The sequence below is a fragment of the Streptomyces sp. NPDC050703 genome (genome assembly GCF_040654435.1).
GTDB lineage: Bacteria > Actinomycetota > Actinomycetes > Streptomycetales > Streptomycetaceae > Streptomyces.
In genome coordinates, this window is sequence record NZ_JBFAHX010000034.1 from 77131 (window position 1) to 88308 (window position 11178).

The following is an 11178-nucleotide window of genomic DNA, read 5'->3' on the forward strand; positions in this document are numbered from 1 at the left end:
CGGGCTCGAGAACAAGGCCGACGAAGGCACGCCATGATCCGCCGGACAGGCACTGGGAAGGGCTGGGGAGATGGCCCTGAGCGACGGCTCCCTCATCGCCACCCAACGCCGCGTCGGAAAGGCGGACCGGCAGAACTATTCCGGCACGCATCACCATCACGGCCTGCACTTCCTTGCCCTGACATGCGAGAGGGGGGCGGGTGGTTCGGATACCCGCCGCCCGGTCCGGCCGCACCCACGACAACATCGCCGTCCGCCAGGACCACGTCCCGGCACACCTGCGCACCGCCGGTCCCGGGGCGCTGGCGGACCTCGGCTTCCGCGGCCTCGACGACGGCGTATTCGACCCGGTCAACGTCACCGGCTGCTACGCCAGCCGCATCCACAAGCTTCCGCCCGGCCCAGGAGACCAGTGCGATGCCGGGTGGGGTGGTGGGTTGCCTCGCCCGGCACCGCGCTCTCACCTGGGGGTGATGGCGATGCCTTCGGGTTGGTGGCCGGTGGGCAGTGTGGCCCGCACTTTCGTGAGTGCCGGGTCGATCACCGAGACGGTGTCGGAGTCCTCGTTGGTGACCCAGACCCGGCTGCCGCCAGGGCTGACCGCCACGCCTTGCGGTGTCTTGCCCACCGGCACACGGGAGAGGATGTCGCCGGTCGTGGTGTCGATGATGAGGAGTGTGTCGGCTGCGGAGTCCGCGGCGTAGAGCCGTGTTCCGTCGGGGCTGAGTCCGAGGCCGAGTGGTGCTTTGCCGGCCGGCCAGGTAGCCGTCACTTTGCGGGTGGCGGGGTCGATGACGGAGATGCTGCCGGCTCCCGTGTTGGCGACGTAGACCCTGTCTCCCTTCGCCGTGGCGGTGATGCCGCTGGGGAAGTCGCCCACGGGGATGCGGGCCAGGGGCTCATGGCCCTTGGACAGGACGGTGACGTCGTTGCTGCCGCTGTTGGTGACGAGGGCGCTGCCGCCGGGCAAGGTGGCGATGCTGTGCGGGAGCTCACCGACCGCGGGCGTCGCGATGACCTTGTGGCTGACCGTGTCGATGACGGAGACGTTGCCGCTGCCCCAGTTCGCGGCGAGCACCCACCGCCCGTCCCGACTGGGGGAGGCGGAGAACGGATAGGAGCCGACGGGTACGGTCGCCACGGCCTTGCGGCTGGAGGTCTCGATGAAGGTGACCGAGTCGGACAGGCCGTTCGCCACATACACGTGGGAGCCGTCGGGGGCGGCGCCCACGCCGGTCGGCCCGCTGCCCACCGGCGTGGTGGCGACGGCCCTTTCCAGGCGGACGTCGAAGGAGGAGACGGTCCCGGCACCGCTGTTGGCCACGTAGGCGACGATGCGCATCGGGAAGGCCTCGTTGGGGGCGCCCTTCGCCGCCGGTTTCACGACGGGGGAGGGCACGCCGGGCACTGCGGCGGACGTGCACGCCATGGCGGTGAGCACGAACCCCAGCGCCACACGGACACGGAAGCGGCGACTGCGTGTGAAGACTCTGAGCATGGATCTACCTCTGTGGATGTGGGAGTCCTGGGCGGACGGGCATGGCGAGACCCGGCCCCTGCCTCCCGCATGGTCGGGAAGGGGATTCGTACTGACGCATAGCTATGCTTACGGCAAAACGTCCGCTTTCGCATATTCCACATGTCATATGGCGGCAGCATCTGCTGTCACCCCTCACCCGTCACCCCCCCACCCGGGCGCAATTCCCGTCATCACTAGCCAGCGCCAGGTACTCATCGCGCATCGCCTCCAGGGTCTCGGAGGTGTCCGGGTGATCAGGGTCCGGAGACGACGTTCACCGCGAACCGGAGGCTGCCGAGCCGGAGGATGCTGAGGGCGATGGCCCGTACCGCCGTGGTCGGGGAGTCCCACGCCCAGCCCCGCAGCGCGGACAGCAGCACGCCTCGACCCCACCCAGCGAGTTTGCCGACAGATCGACGGATGGCGTACTGGTCCGCGGCAGGCGGGGGCGGCACCGCGGACTGCCCTTCGGCCGGGAGACGGAATGGCCGTGGCGTCGGCTGCCGCCGCACAGCTGATCAGCGATTGTCGCCTGGACGGTAGACGCTGAGGTCGCCGTAGGCCGCCAGGACACCGGGCAGGTCACCGCGTTTGTGCCGCAGGGTTGTGTCCAGGAAGGCGAGGGTGGTTGCGGCGACGACGCGAGGGCTCTCGGTGCGGCCCAAGGAGCCGACTATCGACGGCACAGGCGGCAGGTACAGGGGACCGTCCATGAAGGTGAGGTGCGCGGCGCCGGGGATGGTGAGCCGGTAGCTCGTCGCGGTGTTGCGCTTGAGGGCCTTGGCGAGGCGGGGCATGTACCGCGGGTCGGTTGCGGGGGTGATGGCCTGGGTGAGCGCGAGCGTCGGCTGGTGGAGGGAGGGAGAGGCGGGGCCGTGGGGGTAGCCGTCCAGATCGATGACGGCGTCGAACCGGCGGTCCTGCCGGGCTGCCCGCAGCGCGGCGGCACCCCCCATGGAGTGGCCGATGACCGCGGCCCGGCCGGTGTCCAGGCGACTGGTCAACGGACCGGCGATCTCACCTCCGCCCAGATGGTCCAGCTGAGTGAGGACGAAGCTGAGGTCGGCGCCCCGAACAGCCGTCCAGTCGACCGCCAGCTTGCCGTCCTTGTCCCGGTCGCCGGTGGAGATGGTCTTGGTGCGAATGGTTCGGCCGTCGGTGAGGACGACGGCGGCGGAGTCGTACGGATGATCGAGGGCGGCGACCACATAGCCGTGGCTGGCCAGTTCCTCCGCCCAGGCGGTGTTCTGGGTGCGCACTCCGCCCGATCCCGGAGAGAACAGCACGACCGGGAAGCGTCCGCCCCTGTCGGCCACCGGGGCGTTGAAGACCGAATGGGTGCGGGCACGCGGGATGCCGTCGACCAGGAAGCCAGGCATGCCGACCGTACGGGCGAGGGCGTCGGAGACGGTGCGCGCCTCGTGCTCTGAGCGGCCAAGGTACTGGGCCCGCTGCATGACTGAGGGGCTCTTCCGCGCGGGGTACCAGAGCTGGACCACGACCGTGCGCCGGTCGTGCGGGTCGGCGGTGAAGGTCTCGGGGCGGCGCGGGTCGGTCCACTGCACCACGCGGGTGCCGACCGCGAAACGGCCCGACGGCTCAGGGAACACGGGAACGGGAAAGGCCCAGGCGGCCACCGGACCCATGGTGATCAGGCCGACGCAGGCCACCGACCCGGGCAGGGCCAGCCACCACCGGGCCCGCCACGTCGGCCGGCCGGTACGGCGGCGCAGCAGGGGAGAGAGGGCGAACGGCAACGCGACGACAGCGCCTGCCAGTACTGGCAGCAGTTGCCAGCGGATTCCCACCACGCTCAGCACGATCGCGGACAGTACGAACACCGCTCCCGCCGCGATCGTGACGCGGGGGCGGACGGCAGCGGGAAGCCAGCGCACCACCACCAGCACGACGGCAGCCAGCAGGACAAGGACTTCCAGAAGGGACATGCGTAGTCCCATGATGTTCTCGGTCACCCGGCCATGCTCGGCGCGGGGCACGCGCCGCCACATCGCCCCCGGGGTGCCATCGTGTACAGCCGGAGTCGCAGTCCGAGGCACGCCCACGGGAGTGACCTTGCGACTGTGGGGGGTGGTCGGGCTCCTCCTGTGGTCGTACTTCCGCGCGATTCCATCAGACGGTGGGCTCATGCGTCGCCGCCGGATCGCGGCCTACCGTGACAGGGCCGCGGTACGTGCGGGCAGCGCGGGCCCATGCTCCCGTACCCGACCCGGCTCCGGCTGTACACGGTGGCGGCCCCGGCCGGGGCCGCGATGACGCTGAATCGACAGGGACGTGTGATGACCGAGGCGGCCGCGGAAACCGGCAGTGCCCACCCGTTGCGCTACCGGGACCGGGTGCCGCGGGCCAGGACAGCCGTACTGCTGACGAGGTACACCGCGTTGGCCTCCGCACGAGCGGCGCGACCGATGAGAGCCACCCGGCGCTGGGCCTCCCGACTGCCGCCGGTGGTGTGGGACTCGCTGCTGCCGGCACTGCTCCTGATCAACATCATGACCACGCGCGCGCCGCACGAGCTCCCGGTGTCCGCGGCCCTCACCGCCGCCCTCGCACTGCCCCTGGTGTGGCGGCGCCGGGCCCCGCTCACGGTGTTCGGAGCCGTGGTGGCCGCGGCCCTCGTCCAGTGGCTGATGGACGTCCAACTGCCGGCGGACATCGCTTTGTTGGTGGCTCTCTACACGGTGGCCGCGAACTCGGGCCACCGCGGCACACTTGTCGCCGGCGCCATCGTGGAGGGCGGGGCTCTGCTGGCCTGTCTGCGCTGGGCGACGGAAGGCGCGTTCCTGACCCCCTTCGTCGCGGTGACCGCGATGGTCGTCTCCGCCGCCGTCCTGGGGGTGAATGTGCGGACCACACGCGCCTACCTCGCCGCCTTGGAGGAACGGGCCGCACGCCTGGAGCAACAACAGGACCAACAGGCCCGGCTGGCCGTCGCCGAGGAGAGGGCACGTATCACCCGGGAGATGCACGACATCGTCACCCACAACCTGTCCGTCATGGTCGCGCTCACCGACGCCGCCGTCTACGCACAGCACCGGTCCCCCGCCAAGGCCACCACCGCGATGCTCCAGATCTCCGAGACCGGCCGGCAGGCCCTGACCGACATGCGACGCTCCTTGGGCATCCTCCGGACCGACGAACCCGACGCGGAGCGCCACCCGCTGCCCGGCATCGCGCAACTGGCGGCCCTCGCCGACCAGATGTGCACTGCCGGGCTGCCGACCCGCGTCGAGGTCCACGGTGGCCACACTCACATGCCCGCCACCGCACAACTGACCGTCTACCGCCTGGTTCAGGAAGCCTTGACCAACACCCTCAAGCACACGAGCCCCGGCACGCACGCGAAAGTCCGGATACGGTGCTCGACCGAGACCGTCACGGTGGACATCACCGACAGCGGCGGCCCCCGCCCGCCACTTCTCGGCGCGACACCATCCGGCCACGGTATCCCCGGCATGCGCGAGCGCGCGGCCGCCTACGGGGGGACGTTGCGGGCCGGACCGCTCCCGGACGGCGGCTGGCGAGTCCACACCCGCCTCGACCTCGGCGGCAGCGGAGCGGCGTCCGCATGACGATCCGCATCCTGATCGCCGACGACGAAGCGCTGCTCCGTATGGCCTTCAGCACGGTCCTGGAGACCCAGCCCGACATGGCACCGGTCGGCGAAGCCGCAGACGGCACCCAGGCCATACGCCTCGCCCGGGACCTGCGTCCCGACGTCGTCCTCATGGACGTCCGAATGCCCGGAACCGACGGAATCGAGGCAACCCGACAGGTCATCCGAACCTCACCTCAGACCAGAATACTGATCCTCACCACCTTCGACCTCGACGAATACGCCTTCGCCGCACTCAAAGCCGGAGCCTCGGGCTTCCTGCTGAAAAACACCAGGCCCGAGGAATTGCTCGCGGCCATACGCAGCGTGGCAGCGGGCGACGCGGTGGTCTCCCCGCGAGTCACCCGCCGCCTGCTGGAGGACCTCCGCCCACACATCCCGGACGCCGACAGCGCCGACCGCGACGAACGTCTGAGCCGGCTCAGCGTCCGCGAGCGCGAGGTGCTCATCAAGGTGGGCTGCGGCCTGTCCAACACCGAAATCGCGGCCACCCTGTACCTGGCGGAGGCGACCGTGAAGTCCCATCTGGGGCGAATCCTGCAAAAGCTCGAACTCCGCGACCGGATACAAGCCGTGATCTTCGCCTACGAAAGCCGCCTCATCCACCCGGCATGAGACCGGCACTGCCCTCGGCAGTCTTGTTCCCGGAACGGTTGCCCTGCTACGGCCTGGCTTGCGTGGATGTCTTTGTTACAAGCGCCCATCCATGAAACGGGCCGTTAGTCCGCATGAGGGATCCTGATCGTCGACTGCGCGTACCGTACATAGAAGCGAGGCTGGCTGAACTTCGGGCCGACCTGGTGGAGACCGCTGCGTTCGGCAGTGACGACGCCAGGTGGACCAAGCAGCGGGAGGGATGGACCCTGGCCCGAAGTCGAGAACGGCCCCTGGCACGCACGCTACGAATTTCACAACACCCGCACCTCCTACAAGCCGCACTTCTGGGCCGGTGAACGCTGGGACAAGATACGAGGGTCCGTGAAGCCCGGATTGCGCACGGCACTGGACGAGTTCAGTGCTCCGTTGTTCTGGGTCGAACAACTGGGAGTTCGCGGACCCTCCCTTCACCCCCTTCCGTCCCAGAACGGAAAAACCACTGGTGTCCAGAGACCATGCTCTGGCTCCTCCCCGATGACGTGCATGCCCTCCATCACTTCTGGATCCAGGTCGAGCCAGGCCTGCCGTCCCTGCGTAAACCGTTCGAACAGCACATTGTCGAGCCCACGGAGCGTATTCACGACTTCTCGTCGTTTACTGCCCTCGTCACCGAATGGGGGGATAGCAACCGAGGCTGCAGCGCGCGGATGGGGCCTCATCGGCCTGCAGTGCTGATATCGCCCCTGAGCAGCGTTAGTCGAGTCCGCAAAGTGGCGGTGCCGTGGGGTTGTTCGTGGTGCCTCATCATGAGCTGACTGATGAGTCGTTGGCAGTGATCGGGCTGACGGGACCTGCCCGATCGGTCTAGTCTGTGGAAGACCGGCGAGCGGCGCGGACCCGGCCCAGGACGCGGCCAGAGGTGGTGGCCGCGGCCAAGGGCTACTCATCGACGAAGATCCGCTCCCTGCTCACGGCACCGTCCGGTGGAAGGCCAGGAGACCGGCCGTCAGCGCCGTGAGCGCGGCGGGTACCCGCCCTCCCCTCACCGGGCCGGCCGACACCGTGAATCCCGTAGCGTGCCCGCTGCCTTGGCCTCCACCAGGACTTCCCGGGCTTGGCGTCGTTTGTTCTCGCGGCCTGAGGCGGGTTATCCGGTGCGTCCATTTCACCAGCCTCGTTCGCGCTGTACCGGCGTCATGTCGATGGTGGGCAGCTCGCGGGCCGATGTGACCAGGTGCGGTTTTTGTGCAGTTCATCCGCTCTTCAGGGAGCAGGCCGGTGGGCTGGAGGGGCCGTTTTGAGCCTGACGGATCATCAGGTCGAGCGGGTGGTCTATGAGCTGAGCCGGCAGCGGGGAGCTGCTGCTGACTGCTGTCATCGGTTTTTTTGTACGTGTGTGGTGTGGGTGTTGAGGGGGGTGCCGTTGGTGGTGGTCGGCTGGATGTGGGGTATGGGGGTGCCGTGTTCGTCGACCAGGGTGGAGTGTGTTTCGCCGGGGGCGAAGGCGTGGCGTTCTCCCCATTGCCGCAGGGTGAGGATGACGGGGAAGAGGTCGTGGCCGGCGTCGGTGAGGACGTATTCGCGACGGCGGCCTGAGGGTGCGGTCCGCTGGGTGAGGAGTGCGTGGGCGGTGAGCTTGCGCAGGCGGTCGGTGAGGATGTTGCGGGCGATGCCGGTACGTCGCTGGAATTCGGTGAATGAGCGTGCGCCGTCCATCGCGTCGCGGATGAGGAGCAGACTCCACCGGTCGCCGACGAGGTCGAGGGTGCGGGCGACGGGGCAGTCGGGGTCGGTCCAGTGGGGTCTGGGGGTGCGCGTGGTGGTGCGCGGCATGACACCTCCCGATGAGTTGCGGTGTGAAACCAGCATGCCTTAACGTCAAATCGGTTGCAATTCGCTACTGATGGGGGTTGGGGTATGACGAACACGGGGCGGGGGCTGCTGCTCGCGGCGGTGTGTGGCGTCGCGGTGGCCGGCATCTATGCCGCGCAGCCTGTTCTGGAGCCGATGGGGCGGGATCTGGGTGTGCCGGCAGCACACACGGGCTGGCTCGTGGCGGCCGGTCAGTTCGGCTACCTGGCAGGGCTGGTGCTGCTGGTGCCGCTGGGTGATGTGGTCCTCGACAGGCGGCGGCTCATCGCCGTGCACTTGGCGATCACCGCGGCGGGCCTGCTTGTGACGGCCTTCGCGTCGGCCGGGTGGATGGCGTTCTCGGGGCTCGCGGCGGCCGGGCTGTTCGCGGTCGTCGTGCAGAGCGCCGTGGCCTACGCCGCCTCCCTTGCGCCGCCCGCCGACCGGGGCCGCACCATCGGTGTCGTGACTGCGGGGGTTGTGGTGGGCATCCTGGGCGCCCGGGTGGTCACCGGCATGCTCGCCGATGTGTGGGGCTGGCGGAGTATCTATGCCGTGCTGGCGGTGCTGTCGCTGGGGCTCGCGGCTGTTGTCGTCGTCGCACTGCCGGCAGAGGACCGTCGCAGCAGACCTGCGCGGTACGGGCAGGCAGTTGTTTCACTCGGGAAACTCTTCAGGCAGCGCCTGCTGCTGACGCGCGGGCTCATCGCGTTCTTCTTGTTCGCATCCTTTGGAACACTGTGGAGCGGGCTGTCCCTGCCGCTTGCGGATGCACCCTGGCATCTGGACGAAAGCCGGATCGGATGGTTCGGCCTGGCGGGACTTGCCGGTGCCCTTGGTGCGGCGCGCGCGGGACGGTGGGCGGATGCGGGACGGACGAGTCAGGTGGCCGGCCTCGCGCTCATCCTGCTCGTCCTCTCCTGGGCGGCCATCGCGCAACTGCCTAAGACGCTGGGGCTCCTCATCGTCGGCATCGTGGTCCTTGACTTCGCGGTCCAGGCCGTCCATGTGAGTAACCAGCACGTGCTCACCGCCGCGTACCCGGATCGCCCCAGCAGCGTCATCGGCGGCTATATGGTCTTCTACTCGCTTGGCTCCGCCCTGGGTGCTGCCACGACCACGGCCCTGTTCACCCTGCACGGCTGGGCGGGCTCCAGCTTCCTGGGGGCGGGTTTCGCGATCTGTGCGCTGGTGGTCTGGGCGATGAGCAGGCGGTCTCTTCTCGATGGCGTGGGGGTTCCGCATCCGCACCTGTGCACGGAGCGTGGCCCGGAGCTGGATCCGGGGCTGTCCGGGCCGGGTGAGGCCTGCGGCCGTGGCAGCCGCGGGCCGGGAAGATGACATGGGGGCGTTCTGCAAGGTCCTGGTAGAGGCCGAGCACCCAGGGGCGGCCCGGCACGGCGGGCACCCGAGGTGCCGGGCCGGTGCCACCGGCTGGTAGCGCCCCGGGGGAGGAGGGCCGTCACGCGGGGGAGCGTGCACGCTCATCCGCCCCCGGCGGCGGGCGCTGCGCTCCGCACCCGCCCCCGCACCGGCATCCGCGCCCGTGCCCGCGCTCAGGTGCGTGCGGGTGCGGTGCGGGTGTCGGTGAGGTGGTTGAGCCGGTGCTGCTGGTCGAGGAGGGTATGTGGTTATGGAGTTCTTCTGTTACCACCGTGACCGGTTCGGCTCGCTTGCATTGCGCGAGGGGCTGGTGGAGGAACACTGGTCCTACATGGACCGGTATGCCAAGGAGCTGATCGCTCGTGGCCCGACGTTCGCCGGTGACGGTGAAACACCCACCGGGAGCGTGCACATCGTGGATCTGCCCGACCCGGCTGCCGCCCGGGCGTTTGCCTTTGATGAGCCCAACTACCAGGCCGGCGTGTACCGGGAAGTGCTGCTGCGCCGGTGGCGCAACATGCTGGGGTCCACGATGTGGGACTTTCCCGGTGGCAGGAGCGGAGGTAACCGGTATCTGGTGCTCGGTCTCGGCCAGGGCCCGGCTGTCGACCTCGCTGTGCCGCCCGGCCGGGACGACTTGGTCGCGTACGGGCCGCTGTTGTCCGATGACGGTGATACCTGGCTGGGTACGGCGGTGCTGCTCATAGCCCGGGATCCGGACACGGCACGTACCGTTTTGACGGCGGACCGGTATGCGGTCATCGAGGTCCACGACTGGGAGTTCGGCGGGCGTCGGTGAGGTCGCCTGGTGGGGCGGGGATGGTGGAGATACGGGGGGTGCTGGGCCTGCGGACCCCACGGGCAGGGGTGGTGCGGTACCGGGTGGCCGGGCGTGGGTCATGGAGGAGTACCGGGATCTGCCGGCCTACGGAGTGACCGTGGTCCCTGCACAGGGCCGGCCCCGCGGCGGGGTGTTCCGCAGGGATGCGCGCGGCAGGGAAGCCCGGGGAGCCCACCCCCACCGGCTCGGCTCCGGCTCTCGCCCTCGCCCTCGCCCTCGCTCTCGTCCTTGCCTTTGCCCTTTGCTGGAGGTGGGATGCGGGTGCAGTTGGCGGGTGGTGTCTTGGCTCGGGCGTGCCCGGGTGCCGGTGGGTGCCGGTGGGTGATGCGGTGCGGGTGGCGGGTGGCCTGGTGGCCCAGAGTGCGGCTCCTTGCGGGGTGAGCCGGCTATCTTGCCCGTCCTGCCGGGCTGCCTGCCCGGTGGGAAGGGCGGGGGGTTGCGGCTGCCGCAGCCGCAACCCCAGCGAAAAAAGGTAACGGGGGCTGCGTGCGAGGGTGCCGTCCTGGTACCGCTGTGTGCCGGGGGGGGGCTGGGTGCTGGCCTGTTCAGGCTGGCAGGGAGTCCGCTTGGGCGTGCTGGTAGCTCCAGGTGGACAACGTCACCTGGCGGTCTTTTGCCTGGCGTGTGACGGGCTGGTCGTCGGTGAGCCGGAAGCCGCTCGCGCGGGCGACAGCCGCGCTTGGTGTGTTGCCCGCTTCGATGCGCAGCAGTACTCGCCGTGCGGCCAGCTGCCGGCAGGCGTAGTCGGCCAGCAAGGTCACCGAGCGTGCGGCCAGGCTTTGCCGGCGGTGTTGAGGGCCGATGCCGTAGGCGAGTTCGACGTCTCGTGCGTTGAGTTCACTGAGGAAGAGGAGGATCTCACCGCGCGGCTGCACGCCGTCGGTGGTGATGGCCAGTTGTGCTGTGCGGCGTCCTTGCCGGCGATCGGCGTGCGCCTTGGTCAGATACGCGCGCGCCGCCTCGGAGTCGAACGGAGAGGGCACCGGCGTCCATCGGTCTATCTCGGGGTCGTCATAGAGCTCGACCAAGGCGGGCAGGTCGGCTTCGGTCCACTCCCTGAGCAGTATCCCCTCTCCCGATAACCGGATGCTCGGTGGCAGAACGATCTCGGGAGGGCTGGACATGGGCCCGATTGTGCCCTGCCTGACGGCCAGACTCCAGAGCAGCAACGCTTTCTGCACCCACGGCCGCTCACCGCGGACTGGCCGTGGCTGCTCACTGCGGGCGTGCTGCGGCCGCTCGCTGCGGGTTGGCCGCAGGTTGGCATGCGCCGTATGCGGCTCTTCTCGGGTGTTCCATCGACGTCTGCAGTCACGGGGCCGTCCATCGATCGAGGTCACGACCGGCTGGACG

General features: G+C 69.3%; 9 protein-coding genes. 4 read left to right on the plus strand and 5 right to left on the minus strand.

The annotated features are described in order from the left end of the window. Window positions 1-460: 460 nt before the first annotated feature. From AB0I16_RS27065 to AB0I16_RS27075, 3 genes are all read right to left on the minus strand, one after another. Window positions 461-1456 carry a YncE family protein gene (locus tag AB0I16_RS27065; RefSeq protein ID WP_363252185.1) on the minus strand — a complete coding sequence of 332 codons (996 nt, stop codon included), beginning with the start codon at window positions 1454-1456 and terminating at the stop codon, window positions 461-463. A 317-nt stretch (window positions 1457-1773) separates the two neighbouring features. Then, window positions 1774-1899: a hypothetical protein gene (locus AB0I16_RS27070; RefSeq protein ID WP_363252186.1), complete on the minus strand. Its 126-nt coding sequence runs from the start codon at window positions 1897-1899 to the stop codon at window positions 1774-1776. A 138-nt stretch (window positions 1900-2037) separates the two neighbouring features. Then, the gene (locus AB0I16_RS27075) at window positions 2038-3528 is read right to left on the minus strand and encodes a hypothetical protein (protein WP_363252187.1); all 1491 of its coding nucleotides are present in this window, start codon (window positions 3526-3528) and stop codon (window positions 2038-2040) included. 417 nt (window positions 3529-3945) lie between these two features. Here AB0I16_RS27075 and AB0I16_RS27080 point away from each other — a divergent pair, with 417 nt between their 5' ends. Further along, window positions 3946-5109 (plus strand): histidine kinase, encoded by a 1164-nt coding sequence (locus tag AB0I16_RS27080; protein WP_363252188.1) that lies wholly within the window; start codon window positions 3946-3948, stop codon window positions 5107-5109. Beyond that, entirely contained in the window at window positions 5106-5768 is a 663-nt protein-coding gene (locus AB0I16_RS27085) for a response regulator transcription factor (RefSeq protein WP_363252190.1), read from the plus strand. The genes AB0I16_RS27080 and AB0I16_RS27085 overlap by 4 nt, the downstream gene beginning before the upstream one ends. A 1356-nt stretch (window positions 5769-7124) precedes the next feature. Here AB0I16_RS27085 and AB0I16_RS27090 read toward each other — a convergent pair. After that, a complete protein-coding gene (locus tag AB0I16_RS27090; RefSeq protein ID WP_363252191.1) occupies window positions 7125-7583 on the minus strand; it encodes a helix-turn-helix domain-containing protein in 459 nt (152 codons plus the stop codon). A gap of 84 nt (window positions 7584-7667) precedes the next feature. Here AB0I16_RS27090 and AB0I16_RS27095 point away from each other — a divergent pair, with 84 nt between their 5' ends. Both AB0I16_RS27095 and AB0I16_RS27100 read left to right on the plus strand, forming a co-directional pair. After that, entirely contained in the window at window positions 7668-8942 is a 1275-nt protein-coding gene (locus tag AB0I16_RS27095; RefSeq protein WP_363252192.1) for an MFS transporter, read from the plus strand. Between the two features lie 292 nt (window positions 8943-9234). Next, complete coding sequence (locus tag AB0I16_RS27100; RefSeq protein WP_363252198.1) at window positions 9235-9783, plus strand: YciI family protein; 549 nt, start codon at window positions 9235-9237, stop codon at window positions 9781-9783. 587 nt (window positions 9784-10370) lie between these two features. Here the strand turns inward: AB0I16_RS27100 and AB0I16_RS27105 are convergent. Continuing rightward, the gene (locus tag AB0I16_RS27105; protein ID WP_363252193.1) at window positions 10371-10949 is read right to left on the minus strand and encodes a GNAT family N-acetyltransferase; all 579 of its coding nucleotides are present in this window, start codon (window positions 10947-10949) and stop codon (window positions 10371-10373) included. Window positions 10950-11178 lie beyond the last annotated feature (229 nt).